22 protein-coding genes are annotated in these 19,906 nt (G+C 68.0%); 11 read left to right on the top strand and 11 right to left on the bottom strand.

Annotated features, from left to right (window positions below; translation table 11 throughout):
- Positions 1-10: 10 nt before the first annotated feature.
- The 6 genes from ABD116_RS38730 to ABD116_RS38705 all read left to right on the top strand — a co-directional run bounded on the left by ABD116_RS38730 (position 11) and on the right by ABD116_RS38705 (position 6,461).
- Positions 11-538, top strand: coding sequence for a hypothetical protein (locus tag ABD116_RS38730; RefSeq protein WP_343982766.1), 528 nt, complete (start codon positions 11-13; stop codon positions 536-538).
- Positions 539-587: 49 nt separating this feature from the next.
- Positions 588-1,853, top strand: coding sequence for a magnesium transporter MgtE N-terminal domain-containing protein (locus tag ABD116_RS38725; RefSeq protein WP_343982763.1), 1,266 nt, complete (start codon positions 588-590; stop codon positions 1,851-1,853).
- Complete coding sequence (locus ABD116_RS38720) at positions 1,843-2,379, top strand: DUF1003 domain-containing protein (protein WP_343982761.1); 537 nt, start codon at positions 1,843-1,845, stop codon at positions 2,377-2,379. Before ABD116_RS38725 ends, ABD116_RS38720 begins: the two co-directional genes overlap by 11 nt.
- A 103-nt stretch (positions 2,380-2,482) precedes the next feature.
- The gene (locus ABD116_RS38715; RefSeq protein WP_343982758.1) at positions 2,483-3,628 is read left to right on the top strand and encodes an Mrp/NBP35 family ATP-binding protein; all 1,146 of its coding nucleotides are present in this window, start codon (positions 2,483-2,485) and stop codon (positions 3,626-3,628) included.
- Positions 3,629-3,675: 47 nt separating this feature from the next.
- Entirely contained in the window at positions 3,676-4,812 is a 1,137-nt protein-coding gene (locus tag ABD116_RS38710) for a hypothetical protein (RefSeq protein ID WP_343982754.1), read from the top strand.
- A gap of 146 nt (positions 4,813-4,958) precedes the next feature.
- Complete coding sequence (locus ABD116_RS38705) at positions 4,959-6,461, top strand: Fic family protein (RefSeq protein WP_343982752.1); 1,503 nt, start codon at positions 4,959-4,961, stop codon at positions 6,459-6,461.
- A gap of 272 nt (positions 6,462-6,733) precedes the next feature.
- On the opposite strand, the gene ABD116_RS38700 is transcribed toward ABD116_RS38705, so the two are convergent.
- From ABD116_RS38700 to ABD116_RS38670, 7 genes are all read right to left on the bottom strand, one after another.
- Complete coding sequence (locus tag ABD116_RS38700) at positions 6,734-7,081, bottom strand: sec-independent translocase (protein WP_343982749.1); 348 nt, start codon at positions 7,079-7,081, stop codon at positions 6,734-6,736.
- A 75-nt stretch (positions 7,082-7,156) separates the two neighbouring features.
- Complete coding sequence (locus ABD116_RS38695; protein ID WP_343982746.1) at positions 7,157-8,716, bottom strand: S1C family serine protease; 1,560 nt, start codon at positions 8,714-8,716, stop codon at positions 7,157-7,159.
- Between the two features lie 79 nt (positions 8,717-8,795).
- On the bottom strand, positions 8,796-9,869 hold the full coding sequence (locus ABD116_RS38690; protein ID WP_343982743.1) for a sigma-E factor regulatory protein RseB domain-containing protein: 1,074 nt from the start codon (positions 9,867-9,869) through the stop codon (positions 8,796-8,798).
- Positions 9,870-9,872: 3 nt separating this feature from the next.
- The gene (locus ABD116_RS38685) at positions 9,873-10,487 is read right to left on the bottom strand and encodes an anti-sigma factor family protein (protein WP_343982741.1); all 615 of its coding nucleotides are present in this window, start codon (positions 10,485-10,487) and stop codon (positions 9,873-9,875) included.
- The gene (gene sigE / locus ABD116_RS38680) at positions 10,484-11,167 is read right to left on the bottom strand and encodes an RNA polymerase sigma factor SigE (RefSeq protein ID WP_343982738.1); all 684 of its coding nucleotides are present in this window, start codon (positions 11,165-11,167) and stop codon (positions 10,484-10,486) included. The genes ABD116_RS38685 and sigE overlap by 4 nt, the downstream gene beginning before the upstream one ends.
- Positions 11,168-11,332: 165 nt before the next feature.
- Positions 11,333-11,554, bottom strand: coding sequence for a biotin/lipoyl-binding carrier protein (locus ABD116_RS38675; protein WP_343982735.1), 222 nt, complete (start codon positions 11,552-11,554; stop codon positions 11,333-11,335).
- A gap of 76 nt (positions 11,555-11,630) precedes the next feature.
- Complete coding sequence (locus ABD116_RS38670) at positions 11,631-12,173, bottom strand: CGNR zinc finger domain-containing protein (protein ID WP_343982732.1); 543 nt, start codon at positions 12,171-12,173, stop codon at positions 11,631-11,633.
- A 73-nt stretch (positions 12,174-12,246) separates the two neighbouring features.
- Here ABD116_RS38670 and ABD116_RS38665 point away from each other — a divergent pair, with 73 nt between their 5' ends.
- Both ABD116_RS38665 and ABD116_RS38660 read left to right on the top strand, forming a co-directional pair.
- Positions 12,247-13,416: an MFS transporter gene (locus ABD116_RS38665; protein ID WP_343982729.1), complete on the top strand. Its 1,170-nt coding sequence runs from the start codon at positions 12,247-12,249 to the stop codon at positions 13,414-13,416.
- Complete coding sequence (locus ABD116_RS38660) at positions 13,406-14,032, top strand: GNAT family N-acetyltransferase (protein ID WP_343982726.1); 627 nt, start codon at positions 13,406-13,408, stop codon at positions 14,030-14,032. Before ABD116_RS38665 ends, ABD116_RS38660 begins: the two co-directional genes overlap by 11 nt.
- Here ABD116_RS38660 and ABD116_RS38655 read toward each other — a convergent pair.
- Together ABD116_RS38655 and ABD116_RS38650 are read right to left on the bottom strand one after the other, a co-directional pair.
- Positions 13,965-14,438, bottom strand: a complete 474-nt coding sequence (locus ABD116_RS38655) for an SRPBCC family protein (RefSeq protein WP_343982723.1) — start codon at positions 14,436-14,438, stop codon at positions 13,965-13,967. The genes ABD116_RS38660 and ABD116_RS38655 overlap by 68 nt on opposite strands.
- Positions 14,435-15,319 carry an SIS domain-containing protein gene (locus tag ABD116_RS38650; protein ID WP_343982720.1) on the bottom strand — a complete coding sequence of 295 codons (885 nt, stop codon included), beginning with the start codon at positions 15,317-15,319 and terminating at the stop codon, positions 14,435-14,437. The genes ABD116_RS38655 and ABD116_RS38650 overlap by 4 nt, the downstream gene beginning before the upstream one ends.
- A 101-nt stretch (positions 15,320-15,420) precedes the next feature.
- On the opposite strand from ABD116_RS38650, the gene ABD116_RS38645 reads away from it, so the two are divergent.
- From ABD116_RS38645 to ABD116_RS38635, 3 genes are all read left to right on the top strand, one after another.
- Positions 15,421-16,203: a DeoR/GlpR family DNA-binding transcription regulator gene (locus ABD116_RS38645; protein WP_328327915.1), complete on the top strand. Its 783-nt coding sequence runs from the start codon at positions 15,421-15,423 to the stop codon at positions 16,201-16,203.
- 158 nt (positions 16,204-16,361) lie between these two features.
- Positions 16,362-17,036 carry an O-methyltransferase gene (locus tag ABD116_RS38640; protein ID WP_343982716.1) on the top strand — a complete coding sequence of 225 codons (675 nt, stop codon included), beginning with the start codon at positions 16,362-16,364 and terminating at the stop codon, positions 17,034-17,036.
- Between the two features lie 184 nt (positions 17,037-17,220).
- On the top strand, positions 17,221-18,015 hold the full coding sequence (locus ABD116_RS38635; protein WP_343982713.1) for a hypothetical protein: 795 nt from the start codon (positions 17,221-17,223) through the stop codon (positions 18,013-18,015).
- Positions 18,016-18,060: 45 nt separating this feature from the next.
- Here ABD116_RS38635 and ABD116_RS38630 read toward each other — a convergent pair whose 3' ends face one another.
- Complete coding sequence (locus tag ABD116_RS38630) at positions 18,061-18,795, bottom strand: alpha/beta hydrolase family protein (RefSeq protein WP_343982710.1); 735 nt, start codon at positions 18,793-18,795, stop codon at positions 18,061-18,063.
- Between the two features lie 16 nt (positions 18,796-18,811).
- The gene (locus tag ABD116_RS38625; protein WP_343982707.1) at positions 18,812-19,822 is read right to left on the bottom strand and encodes an amidohydrolase family protein; all 1,011 of its coding nucleotides are present in this window, start codon (positions 19,820-19,822) and stop codon (positions 18,812-18,814) included.
- Positions 19,823-19,906 lie beyond the last annotated feature (84 nt).

The raw sequence follows: 19,906 nt of genomic DNA, 5'->3' as shown, positions 1-19,906 counted from the left end.
ACCTAGGCGGGTGACGACTGACGAGGCTGTTGCGGAGATCGCCGGGGTGATGAAGAAGGCCGGGCTCGTCTGGTTGTCCTGGAACGGCGGACGGCCTGCACCGGCTTGGTTTGCGACGGTGGAGGGGGCGTACGTAGTACTGGCCGACAGGGCTGGGAGTGCCGAGCAGCCGCTGCCTGGGTTGGCTGAGGCGGGGACGGCTGAGGTCGTAGTACCGGCTAAGCCCGCGACTAACCGGCTGGCCGGGTGGAAGGCGTCGGTACGGCGCCTGGATCCCGCTAGCGAGGAGTGGACGGCCGCTGCGCTGGTACTGCGCACGGAGCGCCTCAACGCGGACGGCCTGGACACCCAGCTCGACCGCTGGCGGGTGGAGGCCGACCTGCTCATCCTGGAGCCCACTGGCGAGATCACCGAGACTGTCGGCCGGTACGACGGGCAGTCCCGGCTGGAGACGCCTACAGGGAGCACTGCGACCACCCGGGGCAAGCGGCCGATCACCTTCCACCGGCGCTCCAAACGCCGCCCCAAGCTCACCTGAAACATGTCTTAGGCGGGGAGAGCTAGCCGGGGGCACTAGCCTTCGAGTTATGAGCGGCCCTCCTACGCGCGTCTACGTGGCCCGGCTGGCTGGTCTTCCCGTGTACGACCCGAACGGGGACCAGGTCGGCAAGGTCCGCGACGTCGTCGTCATGCTCCGGCAGGGGACCCAGCCGCCGCGGGTGCTCGGGCTGGTGGTCGAGGTGTTCACCCGGCGGCGAATCTTCCTGCCGATGACCCGGGTGACCTCGGTGGACGTGGGGCACGTGATCACGACCGGGCTGGTCAACATGCGCCGGTTCGAACAGCGCAGTACCGAAGTACTGGTGCTCGGCGAGCTGCTGGACCGGACGGTGACGATCGTCGAGTCGGGTGCGCAGGCCACTGTGTTCGACCTCGCGATGGAGCAGTGGCGGACCCGCGACTGGGTGCTGACGAAGGTGGCCGTCACTGAGGGCGGCAAGCGGTTCCGGCGACGCAGGGGGCAGTCGCATGTGCTCGACTGGGCCGACGTGAGCGGGTTCGCTTCGGTGGAGGAGGGTCAGGGCGCCACCCACATCCTGGCGGCCTTCGACTCGATGAAGGCGGCGGACCTGGCCGGCGTACTGCATGAGCTGTCGCCCAAGCGGCGCAAGGAGATCGCTGCGGCGCTGGACGACGAGCGGCTGGCCGACGTACTGGAAGAGCTGCCCGAGGACGACCAGGTGGAGATCCTGGCCGGCCTGGATACCGAGCGGGCCGCGGACGTGCTCGAGGAGATGTCGCCGGACGATGCGGCCGACCTGATCGCCGAGCTACCGACGGAGACCGCCGAGGCGCTGCTGACGTTGATGGAGCCGGACGAGGCTGAGGACGTCCGGCGGCTGCTGACGTACGAGGAGCGGACCGCTGGTGGTCTGATGACGTCGGAGCCGGTGATCCTGCCTGCGGACGCCACTGTCGCCGACGCGCTGGCGCATGTGCGGAATGCCGAATTGAGCCCGGCACTGGCCGCGATGATCTACGTCTGCCGACCGCCGCTGGAGACCCCGACCGGCCGGTTCATCGGCATCGGCCACATCCAGCGGCTGCTGCGCGAGCCGCCGTCAGCGCTGGTGTCCGGGGTGCTGGACACCGACCTCGACGGGCTGCGGCCGGATGACAGCCTGCATGCCGTGAGCAAGTACCTCGCTACCTACAACCTGGTGGCGGCACCTGTGCTCGACGACGAGGGCCGCTTGCTCGGCGCGGTCACCGTGGACGACGTACTCGACCATCTGCTCCCCGACGACTGGCGCGAACCCGATCAGCAGGAGGTGGACGGCCATGCCCCGTGACGACCGCAGTACCGACGAGCGCCGGTTGACCCGGCCGGCCGCCGACCGGCTGGACATCCCGCGCGAGCTGCGGCGGACGATCGTGCGGCGGCGGGCGTACGACGCGGACGCGTTCGGCCGGCTGTCGGAGCGGATCGCCCGGTTCCTCGGCACCGGGCAGTTCCTGGTCTACATGACCCTGACGATCGTGCTCTGGGTGCTCTGGAACATCTTCGCGCCGGAGAACATGCGCTGGGACCAGTACCCGTTCATCTTCCTGACGCTGGCCCTGAGCCTCCAGGCCTCGTACGCCGCTCCGCTGATCCTGCTCGCGCAGAACCGGCAGGAGGCCCGCGACCGGGTCCAGTACGAGCGCGATCGCGACGTCGACGCCCGGACCCGGGCGGACATGGAGTTCCTGGCCCGCGAGATGGCCGCCCTGCGGATGTCCGTCGGCGAGGTCGCCACCCGCGACTTCCTCCGCTCGGAACTGCGCTCGCTGCTGGCCGAGCTCGACCTCAAGGACCGCGAGGACGACCGCGTCTGAGGTAGGTCTGGGGCCCGCGTGATCGGTTAGGTTCGCCTTGCCGGGCCTAGGTCACAGTGGACTGGGGTCCGGTGGGGGTTGCGCAGCACGTAGCCTTGTGGACATGGCCCCAACTGCTGACCAAGTGACCGCCGCACTGGGTGGCGTCATCGACCCGGAGATCAAGAAGCCGATCACTGAACTCGGCATGGTCGAATCCGTCGTGGTGAAAACCGACGGCGTGGTCGCGGTGAAGATCCTGCTGACCGTCGCCGGCTGCCCGATGAAGGACACCCTGCGCCGCGACACCACCGCCGCCGTCAGCGCCCTCGACGGCGTGACCGGGGTGGAGATCGAGCTCGGCGTGATGTCGACCGAGCAGCGCGCCGCCCTGCAGACCCAGCTGCGTGGCGGGGTGGCCGAGAAGGAGATCCCGTTCGCACGGGCCGACTCGCTGACCAAGGTGTTCGCGATCGCGTCCGGCAAGGGTGGCGTCGGCAAGTCGTCGGTGACGGTGAACCTGGCCGTCGCGATGGCGGCCAAGGGGCTGTCGGTCGGCGTACTGGACGCCGACATCTACGGCCACTCGATCCCCGCGATGTTCGGCGTCGCGGACGAGCGGCCGACCGCCGTGGACGACATGATCATGCCGGTGCCCGCGCACGGCGTGAAGGTGATCTCGATCGGCATGCTCAAGCCCAAGCGCGACCAGGTCGTCGCCTGGCGTGGGCCGATCCTGGACCGCGCGCTGGTACAGATGCTGGCCGACGTCTACTGGGGCGACCTCGACGTCCTGCTGCTCGACCTGCCGCCGGGTACCGGCGACATCGCGATCTCGGTCGGCCAGCGGCTGACCAGCGCGGAGGTCATCGTGGTGACCACCCCGCAGGAGGCTGCCGCCGAGGTGGCCGAGCGGGCCGGCACGATGGCGCAGATGGTCCACCAGCGGGTGGCCGGCGTGATCGAGAACATGTCGTTCCTCCCCTGCCCGCACTGCGGCCCTTCCCACCGCATCGAGATCTTCGGCTCGGGCGGTGGAGCCCGCGTCGCGTCGACCCTGTCCCAGCGCCTCGGCTACGAGATCCCGCTGCTCGGCGAGGTCCCCCTCGACGAACGTCTCCGCAGCGGCGGCGACATCGGCCAGCCCCTGGTGATGGCCGACCCGGAGACTCCCGCCGCCCTGGTCCTCAACGAAATAGCCGACCGCCTGGGCGGCAAGCCCCGAGGCCTCCTCGGCCGCCAACTAGGCCTCTCCCCAGCCGGCCGCTAGGTCCTCAGTGGGTTGCCGGCCTCCGCGAGAGCGGGTTTGGCCGGTGGATGCCATCGGGCGACGCAGCGCCTAGGCAGAGCGCGAGTGTGTCGCCGGAGAAGCCGGTGCCGCCCAAGTGGGAGGTTGCCTACTCCAGCAAGTCGGTGGACTCGTCGTTCTTCTCCGTCGCCGTGACAGCGAGCGAGGTGTGGGCGCTCGGCGCGCAAGACCCCAGCGGCGTGCGGCCCGGGCGCGAGCTGCTGATGCGGCTGCGCGATGGCAAGTGGGAGCCGGTTGCGCTGCCACCGGCGTACGCCGGCACGACAGACCTTTCCAATGTGCAGTTCGCCGCGGCTCCTGATTCGAACGACGTCTGGCTGTACGCCGCGGTCAAGAGCAAGCCGTACGCCTGGCGCTGGGACGGCAGCCGATGGCTGGCCGCACCCGGTGCCATCAGCCCGCTGGCAGTACTGGTGCTGGCACCGGACGACATCTGGGCCGTCGACTCCTTCGGCGCGGTGGTCCGCCACTGGAACGGACGACGCTGGAACGACGCCGGGCTGAAGAACTTCCAGGCCACCACGTTCTCAACGGTTGCCCCGGACGACATCTGGGCGGTCGGCGCGACCGTCACGGCCGGCGTCCTGCAGCCGGCGGCCAGGCACTTCGACGGGCGGACCTGGCGGACGGTCCCGGTCCGGCCGTACCACTTCAAGACCAAGTCGCTGGAGAGCGAATCCACCAGCCTCACCAAGGTGGTCGCCGTCGGACCCGACGATGTCTGGGCCGTCGGCAGCCATACCGGCAGCGCCGGCATCGCGGAGGACAACCCGCCGGAGGAGAAGATCGTCCTGCACTGGACCGGCGACCGCTGGGAGGAGGCGCCGAAGTCCCTGCACAGCTGGACTCTCGGCGTCGACGGCGAAGGCGGCGTCATCCTGCCGGACATCAGTACGCAGCGAACAGCCGACGGCCAACTCCGCCGAATCGGCCCACCCCAGCTGCTGCCCGGCCCCACCGGCAAGCTCACCCCCGCCGACCGCGCCCAGAAGCCGAGCGTGTCCGCGCTGTCCCCCGACCCGCGAACGAAAACCATCTGGGCCGTCGGCTACGTCGGCATCAGCGCCTACGACGCCACCTCCCCCAGCAAAGGCCCGTTCTACCAACGCGCCGTCATCCTTCGCTTCAACCCCGGCAAACTCTGATCAAGCGCGGGCTTACGAAAGCCGTGCCTACGAGGCAGGGGCACCAAGAGCCTGCACAGACAACAATTATGGTGCATTTGTTGCAAGGGTGGCATTATTTATGCGCTAGATGTTGCACAGGGGCCGTAGACGAGTGGACTTTGCTGATGAACGTTGCACAGACTGCGCATCCTGCGGGCCACCTTGAGTTCGCAACCGAGAGCACTCGCTCACGCCTGTCCCGGTGGCACAAGTCTGGTCGGGCGATTCGCCTGGCGCCAGGGCTTTACGCGATCGATGCGACCCTTCCGCCGGAGAAGGTCGCCTATCAGCACCGCTTTGCCATCGCGGCCCATCTGTGGCCTGGCGCGGTGCTGTGCGACCGCACGGCGCTGAGTGGCGGTGAGCCAGTCGACGGGTGGCTCTTCCTCTGTCATCCGGATCCTCAACGCCGGGCGGATCTGACGGTGCCTGGACTCACCTTCTCGGTCCGGATCGGACCAGGGCACTTGCCGGGCGATATGGCCATGCCATCCGGCTTGTTTCTCTCTGGCCGCGCCAGAGTTCTGATCGAGAACGCGGAGACTCGAGGTCGTCCCAGGGAAGGTAAGCCCGCCAGGCAAGCTGGAATCGCCACCGTCGAGGACCAGATGGACGAGCAGGCCCGGGTCGGCGGAGCAGGTCGAGTTCGCGCTCTGCTTCAACAGTTGGACGTGATCTCCGGCCACTTCAACGATCGTTCCGTCGAGGCTGTTCGAAGCCGGCTGGCGGCGTTGATCGGCACCCGCGCCGAGACGGAGTTCAAGTCAGCCAAGTTCGCGGCACGGCTCGAGGGGCAGCCCTATGACGAGCACCGGCTGCAATTGCTCGGCCGTCTGGTCGACTATCTCCACACGGTCCCTCCCGTGCCCAGACCTGCCCTCGGTGGAACACAGCAATGGCAGTGGCTGCCGTTCTTCGAGTCGTACTTCTCCAATTTCATCGAAGGCACCCAGTTCGGCGTCGAGGAAGCCCGGCGTATCGCGATCGACGGCGATGTGCCCGTCGCGAGACCACAAGACGCCCACGATGTCGCGGCGACCTACCGGATCGCCTCGGATCCGGAGCTGTCCGCCGAAGTGCCGATGTCCGGGGAGAAACTACTGGACCTTCTGGTCGAAAGGCACGCCACGTTGATGGCTGCCCGCGAAGACAAGCGGCCCGGACAGTTCAAAGAACAGCAGAACTACGCAGGCGGCTACGCCTTCGTGGCGCCCGAGATGGTTCTTGGCACACTTCGCCGCGGCTTCGATGCCATCTCCTCTGTCATCGATCCATTTCAGCGCGCGGTCGCGATCATGCTGTTGCTAACCGAGGTACATCCGTTCGACGACGGCAACGGACGGATCGCCCGGTTGTTCGCCAACGCCGAACTCAGCACCGCGGGGCAGATCCGGATAGTGATCCCGACCGTCTTTCGAAACAACTATCTCGCCGGACTGGTCGGCGTCAGCAACGGCGCCGGCGACGGCCAGACCCTTCACTCGGTACTGGACTTCGCCCAGCGATGGACCGCAACCGTCGACTGGTGTACCTATGAGGCGGCCGACACAGAACTGCGAGAAGGCAACGCCTACATGGACTCCGCGGTAGCCGAGTCGAGCGGCATTCGGCTCCGTCTGAGGAGCTAGCGCTACACGCCAGCCGGTTCAGGCGGGCACCTCGACAGGTGACACCAGCCTGGCCAGCGACCTCGCAGTCACCTCACACATGCACCAGCCAGCCCCGGCATACGACCTGACAGTCACCTCACCCGTACGGTGCCTGCGACGATCACGCTGCTCTCACCAAGCGGGCGGCGAAGCAGCCCGCGCACCAGGGCGGGCGGGAGCTCAGCGCCGTGGGAGCGACGTAGGAGCGAGCGTGGCGCCGGCGTGGGGTGGTACCTGGTGGCTGGTGGGTGCTACGTGGCTTCGGGGTCGAAGGGGGCTCGGGTGCCGGCTGGGAGGCGTTCGGGGGCGGTGTAGCCGTTGGAGACGGGCTTGTCGTCGAAGTCGCCGTCGATGCCGTCGATGCCGTCGAGGAGGTGTTTGCGGACGAAGCTGCGGGGGTTGAGGTCGCGGACGTCCAGGTCGGCGAACTCCGGGCCGAGCTCCTCGCGGAGGTCGTTCTGGGCCTTGCTGACCATCCCGCGGACCTGGCCGAGCAGCTTGGCGGCGGTGCGGACGAACTCCGGGAGCCGGTCTGGGCCGAAGACGAGAATCGCGACGATGGCGATCACCGCTATCTCGAGCGGACCGATGTTGAACATGCCCCACCTTTTCCGAGGTTCCGTTGCGCCGCGGACAGCCTAGCCCGCTGCTGGTCGACAACCAGTCCGGGTCGCTCAGCCTTCCTGGGCGGTCAGCTTGAGCGTCACCTCGCGCGGTTTGCCGCCGCGCTCGAAGACGAGCCGGACGTTCTCGCCGGGCTGGTGCGTGCGGATCGCGACGATCAGCGCCTCGGCGGTGTCCACCGGCTGACTGTTGATCTGGGTGATCACGTCACCGGTCCGCAGTCCGGCTCGCTGGGCCGCGCTCTTCGGCAGGATCTCGCTCACCCGGGCGCCGCCCTCGAACTGCATGTCCACGTTCGCGCCGATCACCGGGTACGACGCGTGGCCGGAGGCGATCAGTTGCTGCGCGGTACGCCGCGCCTGGTCGATCGGGATCGCGAAACCGAGCCCGATGTTTCCACTCGAACCCGGCTCAGCACCACGCACCGTAGCGATCGCCGAGTTCACGCCGATCACATGAGCGTCCATGTCGACCAACGGCCCGCCCGAGTTGCCCGGGTTGATCGCCGCGTCGGTCTGCAGCGCGTTGATGTACGAGGTCTGCTCGCCGTCGCCGCCGGCGCTGACCGGGCGGTTCTTGGCCGACACGATGCCCGAGGTGACCGTTCCGGCCAGGCCGAGCGGCGAACCGATCGCCACCACGTCCTGCCCGACGACAGCCTTCGCGGACTCGCCGAACTGCACCGACGGCGCGTCGACCCCGAACACCTGGACCACAGCCAGGTCGTACGCCGGTGAGCGGCCGACCAGGCGAGCCGTGGCGACCTTGCCCTTCTGCGTCACCACCTGGATCGAACCGCCGTCCGCCGCGGCCGCGACGACGTGGTTGTTGGTCAGGATGTGCCCAGAGCCGTCGATGACGAAGCCGGAGCCGGTGGCGCTGGAGTCGTCCGACCCCTCCACCTTGAGCTGGACCACGCTCGGCAGCAGCGTCTGGGCGACGGCCGAGACGGAGCCGGTCTTGATCTTCGGGTCGGCGCCGGTACCGATCTCCGGACCGGAGTCGTCGACGCTGTTCTTGTCCAGAGCCACCACCGCCACGGCCGCACCTCCGCCTGCGACCAGACCGACCAGCAGCGCGACCACGGCGGCCAGGCTGATGATCTTGTTGCGCTTCTCCGGCGGTGCCGGGGTGTAGGCGCGCGCCTGCTGCTGGTGCCAGTCCAGCGGCGGCGGAGGCACATATGTCCCCTGCATGGCCTGCCCAGCGGAGTACGTGGGCCGGAACCCGTTCTCCTGCGGCTCGGGCCGCCCGAAGCTGCGCTGGGTCGTCGACCGCCCGTTGCTCTGCCGGTACGCCGAACTGCTGCTCCCCGGCGCCGGCAACGGCTGCGACCCCGCCATCGTGTTCGGCGGAGTCAGTGCGGAGACCGCCGGACTCCCCACGTGCCCGTTGGCCGAAGGAGCCGCCCCGAAGAAGCCCGTGCCCGCCGGAGGCACGGCAGGGGCAGGTGTGGGCGCAGGGGCAGGCGCAGGAGTAACCGGCGTCGGCGCAGTCAGACCTGCCGCCGCCTCGGCGAGGGTCGAGTCGCCCGCCGGCGCCCCACCCTCCTGGCTGCTCTCCGGAACCGCAGGGTTCCGGGGCGTCGGTTCGGCGTCATCCCAGCTCACGGTGCCCGCCTCACGTCGTCGTCATCTTGGAGTCGGGAGCCGCCCGCACCGGGGTGCCGGCAGGTAGTCCCACAATTCATTATCCCAGCTTGTGGGAAAGCGCACCCATCGGTGTGAGCCAAGAGGCGATTTTAGCCAACCCGGTGCCCATCCGCTGGACCGCCGTCACCTTCGGCGGCGGCACATGCGGGAACGCCGCGACCACCTTGCCGAGCGTCTCGAACGGCAGGTCGCCGACCATCGTGTAGACGATCCCATCGGACGACCAGACGACGTACGACGGCATCCCGTACCGCTGGTAGACCCGAGCCCCCTCAGGCGTCGTCGACGCCGTGTAGCCCGCCACTGCGGCCGGGTCGAGCTCCCCGCGCTGCTCGAAGAGCGAGACGTTGAACAGCCCGTCGGAGTACGAGAACTGCAGCGACTTGGTCGCCTGGTCCTGGTGCACGTCGTACAGCTGCAGCGACGCCGGCAGCACGGGCGAGCACGTCCAGCCCTGCGAGCGCAGCCCGTCGACACTGCCCATCCCGACCGCCTCGACGCTGCCCGGAGCCATCGGAGGCAGGTGGCCGATGAACTCGGACTCCTCGATCTCCAGGTCGGTGAACACGGTCGCCCGGACCAGCGTCTTGCCGTCGTCGCTGAACAACTGCCGCTGCAGCAGCAACCCGGTCGCCTGGTCGATCCAGAACCGCGCCGCCAGCGTCCGGTCACCCCGGAGCGCCTCGATCAGTACCGCCGCCCGCCCGATCGTGTCCGTGCAGCACTTGAAGGCGAGCTCGTACGTCGCCTTGAGCAGCGAGAGCGGCCCACCGTCGACAGTCGGCCCCACTGCGTGGCTGGCGCGCTGTACGAACGCCTTGGCGCCCGGTGACGCGGACGACCCGACCACGCTGATCTCAGACCCCTGCGATGCCGCGTGGACGATGTCGAGCATCGCGGAGCTCGACCCCTGCGATCCCCAGGAGGTGATGATCTGGGTGCCGTGGTACGACACGTGGTCCGGCGCTGCCGCCGCACGCTCCAGCCAGGCGACAGCGTTCGGATTGTCCTCGCGCTGCGCCACCGGGACAGGCGCCGCAGCAGCAGGCATGGGCAGGCCGAAGCCGATCAGCGCAGTGCCGACCAGTACGGCGAGCCGGGAGAGGCTCATCGGTCAGCGGCCTGTCAGAGCCACCGGCTGCAGCGTCGGGCTCAGCCCGGCGTAGCCAGCCCCGTTGAAGGAGTTCATCAGCGCTACCGGGTCCGCGAACGGAGCGCCGGCGGTTGCAGCCGCGTGGTCGACGCTGAAGCTCGTGACCGGCGGTTGCAGTGACGGCGGTTGCTCCGACCGAGCCGGGTCGCCCAGCACGAACGCAGTACCGAGCAGGGAGGCCATGGCGGCGGCAGAGCCGGCTGCACCCAGTACGCCGGTACGCCGGCGGCTGCGGACCGCAGTACGGGACCCTGGTCGCGTTGCGTCGCTCCGAGCCGCCGGGAAGGCCGACCGCTGCGGGCTGAGCGTGAAGGCGGCCGGGGTGAGCACCGGGCGGATCTCTTCGCGCGGCTCCGTGCCGAACGACGAGACGCCCATCAGGCGCTGCATCAGGTCCATCGAGGGGTCCGGAGCGGCCGTCGCGGCCAGCCGGGCCTTGAGCCGCCGCTGGGCGTCCACCTCGGAGCGGCAGGTGTCGCAGCCGACCAGGTGGCTCAGCACCTTGTCGCGCGAGTCGTGGTCGAGCTCACCGTCGACGACGGCGCTCAGCTTGTCCAAGGGGTGTTGCACGGTCACCGGTCGCCACCTCCGGCAATGCCAGGCCCGTCCGTGGGCGGGCCGCTGATACGGGTCTGACCTGACCGCGGCGCGCGGTGCTCGAGGTGCTTGCGCAGCATCGAGCGGCCGCGGTGGATCCGGCTGCGGACGGTGCCGAGCTTCACATCCAGCACGTCGGCGATCTCGTCGTACGTCATGCCCTCGATGTCGCAGAGCACCACGGCCGCCCGGAAGTCCTCGGGCAGCGCGTCCAGCGCGTACTGCACGTCGTGGTCGAACAGGTCGTGGTCGAGCTTCTCGGCCGGGCCGGAGCCCTTGGCGGGCAGCCGGTCGTGCGCGTCCTCGGGCAGCCCGTCGAACCGGATCCGCTGCTTGCGCCGGGCGCCGTCCAGGAACAGGTTCGTGGTGATCCGGTAGAGCCAGCCCTCGAAGGTGCCGGGCGTGTAGGACGACAGCGACCGGAAGACCCGGACGAAGACCTCCTGGGTCAGGTCCTCGGCGTCGTGCTTGTTGCCGGTGAGCCGGTACGCGAGCCGGTAGACGCGGGCCGAGTGGGCGCGGACGATCTCGTCCCAGGACGGCAGCGCCTCGATCTCCAGCTGGACCTTCGGGGTGCTCGCAGCGGGCACCACGGGAGTGTCGACCGGTTTCACGGCAACGCCTCCCTGGGTCCGCTCGGCAACGAGTGAGAACACCATGGTGCCGCGTTCACCGTCCTCTTCGCACGTCGGGTACACCCTGGTTCGACCCTGGGATGCCAGTACGACGAGTCAACGGCCCCCGCTGACGGGAAGTTCCCCGCCTCGGTAGCTCTCATGGAACTCTCATCTACAAGACGCACGAACGGCCATGAAGGTTGAACGCTACTTCTCTTCGATCACGGCGATGGGGTCGCCGTCGCGGACCACTTCGCCCTCGGCGACCTTCAGTTCGGTGATCGTGCCGGCCACCTCGGCGAGCACCGGGATCTCCATCTTCATCGACTCGAGGATGACGAGGGTGTCCTCCGGCCCCACCGTGTCCCCGGCCTTGGCGATGATCGTCTGGACGTTCGCCACCAGCTCTGCCACCACGGTGTGACTCACGCGCGCTCCTCTGTTGCCGGGGGTCCTCGCAGTTGATCCTAGTGTCCCGTGGTCGAGCTACGTCGCTCACGGGACACTAAGCCCCGGATGCCTTGGTGCGGGCCCGGTACGACGCAACGCGGGTCCGGCCGGCGCACGTCGGCGTGCAGAACCGTCGTGGGCGTCGCTCCGCCGCGTTGACGAAGACCCGCTCGCAATCCGCCGCGGCGCAGGTGGCGATCGCGTCGAAACCATGACCGGCCACGAATCCGGACAGCCCGAGCGCCGCACCCGCCGCCACCCACTCGGCCCAGGTCGCCTCCGGCTTGGCCACGTGCAGGTGCCACGGCGACCCGTCGTGATCCGACAGGTACGGCCGTACTGCGTAGTCGCTCAGCAACTCATTCAGGATGCGGGCCGCCTCCCGCGGATCGGCGTGGAAGACCGGCCGGATCCGCTCCCGGACCGCCTTGACGGCGGCGAGGTCCCCGTCGTCGACTGTCGCCGTCGGCTCGCCGTGCTCGAGCAGGAACTCGCGCAGCGCCTCGACCGACGTCAGCTGCTCCGGATCGAGCGACTTGGTGTTCACCAGGTCGACCGCGATCCGGATCATCCGGTCCGGCGTCGTCAAACTATCCACTCGACCGATCGTAACGCCTTTGTTAACGTAACGCGTAACGACCACTTATCCGTTACGACACTGAGGAGCGACGATGCTGGCCCGCTACCTGACCGCCGCGACCATCGCGCGGGTCGGCGCCGAGATGGTCGTGTTCACCCTCGTCCTGCTCGTCCTGGACCGCACCGACAGCGCTGCGCTGGCCGGCATCACGGGAGCCGCCTACGCGCTCCCCGCAATCGTCACCGGTCCCCTGCTCGGCGCGTGGCTCGACAGAACGCCGTACCGCCGTACTGCGCTAGCCCTCAACCAGACCGTCGTAGGCGCCGTCATGGTCGCCATGCTCGCCGTCGTGGGCCATAGCCCGCACTGGGTCACTCCCACGCTCGCAGCACTCGCCGGTATGACCCTGCCACTGGTCAGCGGCGGATTCACCAGCATGCTCCCGAGCCTGGTCCCGCCGGAGCGTCTCCCCCGGGCCAACTCGCTGGAGGCAGCCAGCTTCGGCACCGCCACCATCACCGGCCCTGCGGCAGCCGCCACCATCGCCGCAGCCGTATCGGTAGAAGCGGCCGCCGTAGTGATCGCCCTGACCGCCACGCTCAGCATCCTGGCCATCGGCCGCCTACCTGCACTACCGCCCGCCCATAAAGTCCAGGAACCCTTCCTGGCTTCAGTAGTAGGCGGCCTTACCCACCTAGCCCGCACTCCGCGTCTGCGAGCCTCCACGGTGACCACGACGCTCCTGATGGGCGTGATCGGCATGCTGCTCATCACGCTGCCGCTGCACATGGCCTCGCTCGGCATGCCACGCTCTGCCGCCGGCTACCTCTGGACTGCACTGGAGCTGGGCAGCGTGACGACAGCCCTTCTGCTAGGTCATTTCCAGACCCGCTGGCGCCCAGAGCACGTCGTGATGCTGTCGATAGCCGCCTACGGCGTCGCCTTCACCGCTTGGCCATTGGCGAGCAGCTTCGCTGTGCTGCTGGTGTTCGCCGCCGTCACGGGCCTCCTGGAGGGTCCGACGCTGCCCGCCATGTTCGCCGCCCGCCAGGTCTACAGCCCACTAGCTCTACAAGGCCGGGTCAGCACCACAGCCGCCAGCCTCCGAATAGGTGCCGCCGCTGTCGGCCAAGCGGCCGCTGGCCTGCTAGTCCCAGCTATCGGCACCGACACCGCTCTCCTACTCATCGCGGCAAGCCTGGTCGGCGCTTCAGCCCTTGGCTACCTATCGAGCTTCAAGGCGGTCGCACATGCTGGTTAAAGCCTGGGCCGACGGCTGGGCAATAGCGCGCGCAACACCGGCGCCGGTGGAGGTCCCAGAGGGCTACCGCATCGACGTCAACAGGCCGGGACACCTCACGCGTTATGTGCTGCCCACCCATGCACCGGAGCTAGCAGCTCGACTGACAGCGCCAGACACCTGGTTGAAGATCTGCGCGGCGGCACCGCGCCTAGATGGGCGGTGGGAGGTCCAGGCGCCGGAGTACCTGATGAGCGCGCAGTTGACCACCACAGCACCGATCTGCCCACCGGAGTACGAGCTGGAGGTCAGCGTCGGCGAGGTCATCGACGTAGTCGTCAGCAAGGACGGTGCACTGGCAGCGCGTGGCAAGGCGGCGGTGAGCCGCGAGTACGCGGTGATCGATCAGGTGGTCACCGAGCCCGGCCACCAGCGCCGGGGACTCGGTACCACCGTCATGCGAGCGCTCAGCCAGGCAGCGAGCCGCAGTGGCGCGCGTACCGGAGTACTGGTCGCTACTGAGCAAGGGCAGCAGCTCTACGACCGGCTGGGCTGGGTGCTGGTGTCTCCTATGACCGCTGCTCGACTGTGCGCGCAAGAATGCCCAGAGTTGCGCGCAGACCCGCCTCGGGGATGATCGGGAAGTTCACCCGGCCCCGGTAGCGCTCCTCGATCTGGCTCCAGTCGTAGTACGACGTCACCAGGCTGCCCACGGCGCTCGGCTGCAGCTGGTAGCCGTACAGGTGCTTGATGGGCGGCTGGATGGAGCCGGAGATGGTCCACTCGATCTCGGTGTCCTCGATGAAGCGGGTGATGATCACCGTGACGTCGTACTTGCCCATGGGGAGGTCGTTCAGCGCCTCCCGGTCCATGTGGACGACGAACTCGTCGCCGACCGCCGTGACCTGCTTCCCCTCGGCCGATTGGAGCATGCCGGAGCTGTCGATCGCCACATGGCCGCTGGGCTCTCGTAGTACGGCGAAGATCTCCGCGGGTGAGGCAGCGATCTGTCGCCGTACTTCGAAGCGTTCTTTGTCAGTCACCCGCCGAGGATGACAGAACGGGTCAAGCTGCGGGGCTGGTCGGGGTTGAGCCCCAGGGAGAGGGCCTTGGCGACCGCTACCCGCTGGGCGACGACCAGGGAGGCCATCGGGTCCAGGTCCGGGTGGTGGACGATCGTGGCGCCGGTGGCGGTCACGTCGTCGAGCAGGTCCGCCGGCGGCTCTCCGAAGATCCAGACGCCGCGGCCGGGCTGGGCGATGGCGATCGGGCCGTGCCGGTAGTCCATGGCCGGGTAGGCCTCGGTCCAGGCCGACGCTGCCTCGCGCTGCTTCAGGCCGGCCTCATGCGCCAGGCCGATGGTCCAGCGGGTGCCCAGGTACGTGACCTGCTCCAGTTTGGCCAGCTCGTCGACGTCGATGGTCAGGGCGACCTCGGCATCCGCAGCGGCCTGCGACAGGTCCTGCCCGAGGGACGCCCGCAGCAGCGCCAGCGTGGTGGTCGCGAACCGGGTCTGTACGACGGACTGCTCATCGGCGAAGTCGAGCATGATCGTGTGATCGGCGAGGTCGACGATCGGCGAGCCCGGCGTCGCGGTGATCGCGATCGTCGGCAACTGGGTGTCGCGGATCAGGTCGAGCACCTCGGTCGTCGTACCGGACCGGCTGATCACCACGATCGCGTCGTACTCGCGGCCGGCCGGGAACTCCGACCCGGCGAACGCGTCGGTCAGGCCCTGGCCGAGGTCCTCGCGCAGCGCGGCGTACGCCATCGCCATGAACCACGAGGTGCCGCAGCCGACCGCCGCAACGCGCTGTCCGGCGGTGGGCAAAGCGCCACCGTACTGCGCGAAACCGGCTGACACCTGCCGCCACAGCTCGGGCTGAGTGGCGATCTCAGTGCTCACGAATGGCGTGTCGGTCATGTCGTCTCCGGACTTGTAATGGTCGAAACTGCTCGAACGTGATCGAATGGTGCCAACCGGCAGCTATCCCGCTGACCGATTGTGTGAAGGAGGAGCCCCGGGTGAAGCGTTATGAACGCCTGAATACGTTGCTCGAGTCGCTCGCGGAAAAGGGCGCGATCGATGTCGACGAGCTCGCGGAACAGTTGCACGTCTCCGCGGCGACGATCCGGCGCGACCTGGACCACCTGGGAAAACAGCAGCTCCTGACCCGGACCCGCGGCGGCGCGGTCGCCAACGCGGTCTCCTACGACCTGCCGCTGCGCTACAAGACTGCGCGTTTCGCGTCCGAGAAGCAGCGGATCGCGCAGGCCGCGGCGACGCTGGTCCGGCGCGGCATGGTGATCGGGATGAACGGCGGGACGACGATCTCCGAGGTGGCGCGCACGCTGGCGACCCGGCCGGAGCTGTCGGCCGAGCACGGTGAGCCGGCCTTCACGCTCGTCACCAACGCGCTGAACATCGCCAACGAGCTGATCGTCCGCCCGCACGTCAAGATGGTGCTGACCGGCGGCGTCGCCCGGCCGCAGTCGTACGAGATGATCGGCCCGCTGTCGCACCGGATCCTGGCCGACCTGTCGCTGGACATCGCCTTCATCGGCGTCGACGGGATCGACGAGACCGGCGCCACCGCCCATCACGAGGGCGAGGCGAACATCAACCAGCTGATCGTCAGCCGGGCCGCCAAGGTGGTCGTGGTGGCCGACTCCAGCAAGCTCGGCCAGCGCGCCTTCGCCCGGATCTGCGAGCTGAGCGAGATCGACACGCTCGTCACCGACGCGCAGGCCGACGAGTCGCAGCTGTCGATCTTCAAGGAAGCCGGGATCGACGTCATCCGCTCCTGAGCACTGGCCCGACATCTCTCCGCACCTCCTTCGCTGGGTCTTTGCTGCCTAGTCAACACGATCATATCTGCTCAGGGCCAGAAGTTACGAGCAAGAGTGCGCAACCTCAGCGCGGGAGGCGCGGTCTGGCAGGTGCGGGACGCTAGGCTTCGGCGTAGATGAGTACCGCAGCGGCATCGATCAGGGAGGGCATCATCGCCACGGGCATCGACCCCACGTCCTGGGCCTACGCCGAGGACTACACCGGTGAGGACGAAGTCGTCACCGGTGCACGGGCGAGCGCTGAGGACAGTGGCATCTCCTCGATCGGCCCAGGTGCCGCCTCCGCGCTGAGCATGCTGGCGGCCGCGGTGGGCGCCAAGGCGGTCGTGGAGATCGGTACCGGCACCGGTGTCTCCGGCCTGGCGCTACTGCGCGGCATGCGCGCCGACGGCACGCTGACCACGGTCGACCTGGACGCGGAGAACCAGCGGCTGGCCCGCAAGACCTTCCTGGACGCCGGCGTAGCGTCCAACCGCTTCCGCCTGATCGCAGGCTCGGCCCTGGACGTCGTCACCCGGCTGACGGACGGCCACTACGACCTGGTCTTCTGCGACGCCGACAAGCGCGAGTACACGGCGTACCTCCACGAGGCCCTCCGCCTGCTCCGCCCCGGCGGCGTGGTCGCCTTCGACAACGCCCTACTCCGCGGCCGGGTAGCCGACCCCTCCCACCGCGACCCCGACACCACCGCCGTCCGCGACCTCATCCGAGCCATCCGCGACAACGACGACCTCACCTCAGCCCTACTCCCCACCAGCGACGGCCTCCTAGCCGCCGTCAAACGCGCCTGAGCGTCGCCCGACCACACCTCGAACTACCCAAAGAACCGACAATGGCGCTAATCCGGCCACCGATTAGTACGTTTGTTGCTTGTTTTGGGTACTTCGAAGCGCCTCTGACTGTCCTGGGCTCTAGTCACCCGGAGAGTAGCCCCAGGATGCGCAACCTTGTGATTGAACGAGTCGAGGACCGCCGATGAGCGCTGGGTTCAAACGCCTCGTTCCGGAGAGAACCATAGATTCACTGTTCGCCGCCGAGGTCGTCCTGCATCTACAGGATGCATTGATCTGGTCCCCCTCGCAGTTTGCCGGCTCCTGGGACCATCAGATCGCTACAGGTTCGAGATTCGCGATCTTCGAGGCCAAGGCCGTCATCAGCGACGCACGAAGAGATCCGTCCCAACCTTGGGTACTACCGGTCCGGAAGATGCAACTGCAACAGTTCGCGTTCCTCCGCGGCTTGAACGTGCTGTACCTGCTCCCGGCAAAGCCGCCCTGGCCTGAATCACCTTGGTGGCGTGCTGATTGCCAACTAGGCGATTGCTTGGGTGAACCGCACTGCCTGTTCTGCCGCAACTCGAGTGTCTGGCAGGACCGAAAGTGGAGCGGTACGAAGTCGCACATCGCCACCGCGCCGGTGCATGTCCGTTTGCAACCGTGGTTCTGTCACTGGTGTTGGGTGGTACCTGCCAGAGAACTGGCCCGTATTCCCGCGATTGATGTCCGGCAAGGACAGCATTACGGCAAGCACGACGAGCCGACCATCGCAGCCGATGACAGCAGCCTTTCCGCCATCCCGAATGCGGTCAGACTTTGCCATTGGCTGGCCGCTGCCGATGTCACCCAGGGGCTGGACAGCCCTATCGGTCTGATGACGCTGAGCGAACAACTGTCCGAAGTCGGTCTCGTGTCTCGGGAGCAACTTTCCCTCCTGGAGGAGAGCGTCGCGGAAGCGGACGAGACCCCTCCCATCGTTGCTGCTTTCAACTGACCATCGTTTCACTGGCTCACTTGAGGCGGACGACCGCTGAAACCCTTACTCCTGGGCCCAGCCGGCGTATCTGGTGATTTCGGCTGTTACGTGGGGCCAGGCGGTGCTCAGGGGGTCGATTAGTTCGTAGTGGCCGGTGTCTTCCACTCGGACGAGTCGGGCGGTGGGGTGGGCGGTGGCGTAGGACTCGGAGACTGCGATGGGGACCCGGGCGTCGGCTGTGCCGTGGACGATCGATACCGGCATGATCGGGGCTGGTAGGTGGGTGGGGTCCAGGTCGTTGCGGACTCCGCCGCCCAGGAAGTCTTGTACGGCGGTCTTGTCGAGCTCTAGTTGGTCGGCCAGGAGGAGGTCGGCCACTGGGGCCAGGGCAACTACTCCGCGGAGGCGGATGGGGTTGAACGTCGCTGCCGCCCACAGGGCTAGGTGGCCGCCTGCGGAGTGGCCAGCCAGTACGAAGCCTGCCCGGAGGTCCATCAGGTCCTCCAGCCGCTCCAGGGCGTCGCGGACGTCGGTGGCGGTAGCGTCGGGGTTGCCGGGCTCGCGGCGGTAGTCGATGGATGCCACCGGCCACCCCTCCTCGGCCAGTGCCTCACCGAGCGGGCGGGCGTGCACCCGGTCGTACTCCGGGCGCCAGAAGCCGCCGTGGATGAAGATGATCACCGGGCGCTGCTCCTGCGCATGCCAGACGTCGACCATCTGCTCCGGGTAGGTGCCGTAGCTCAGCTCCTCGTCCGGGTCGCGGGCCTCGCGGGTCAGTACAGAGCGGTCCTCAGTCATTGCGGGCCTCCCAGCATCAAGACCTCCCAGTTCGGTCCCCCAGGAAACGTAAGGCGTTGTCTGACAGCAGCTTGACCTGCTGGGCCTCCGAGAGCCAGTCGGCCCGCCGGACGACCTCCCCGACGGGTCGCTCACCCAGTGGATACGGATAGTCACTGCCGACCATCACCTGGTCCTCGCCGAGGGTATCGACCAGTAACCGCAACGCTGGTTGCTCAAACACGACGGTGTCGACGGAGAAGCGGCCGAGGTAGTGGCTGGGCGGGTACTGCGACTTGCCCCGTACTACGTCGCCGCGGCGATTCCAGGCGTTCTCCACTCGCCCCAACCAGAAGGCGAAGCTCCCGCCGCCGTGGGCGAAGCAGATCCGCAACGATTCGGGCAGCTCGTCGAAGGCGCCGCCGAGGATCATCGCCAGCAGCGAGAGATGTGTCTCCGCAGGCATCCCGGTCAGCCAGCGCGCCATCCATCGATCCAGCCGAGGTCCGCCCGGCATGTCCCACGGATGCACCAGCACCGGCGCTCCGACCTCGGCGCAGTGCTTGAGGAAGGCAACGATCCCGGCGTCGTCGAGATCCTTGTCCCCCACGTGGTTGCCGATCTCGACCCCCACGTGCCCCGCCGCCAGACACCGATCCAGCTCTTCACAAGCCGCATCCGGATCCTGCAACGGCACCTGGCAGAACGGCACCAGCCTGCTGTCCCCCGCCAGCGTCTCCAGCGTCAGATCGTTGAAGATCCGCGAAACCTTGATCGCCTGATCCGCCGGCCGCTCGTACGCGAAGAACACCGGCGTAGGCGAAACCACCTGAAGATCGATGCCATCAGCATCCATATCCGCCCGCCGGGTCCCCGGATCCCAGGCCTGCGCCCCCACCGGCCGGAACTCCGTCTCCCCGACCATGATCATCGCGTCCCGCTCAGAATCCACCCGCAACCAAGGCCACCCCTCCCCACCACAAGCAACAGCCAGATCCGGCCACCCCTTCGGCACGAGGTGGGTGTGCACATCCACCGCCCCGCTCAACTCCAACACCCCCGCCGTGTGGGCTCCGCCCGCTTCCCCACCGCGCGCATCGCCGCGCGGCGGCGATGCGCGCGGTTCCTTGCT

This window comes from Kribbella koreensis (genome assembly GCF_039525325.1).
In the GTDB taxonomy this organism is placed as follows: domain Bacteria; phylum Actinomycetota; class Actinomycetes; order Propionibacteriales; family Kribbellaceae; genus Kribbella; species Kribbella koreensis.
This window is presented reverse-complemented; position numbering and strand designations above follow the sequence as displayed.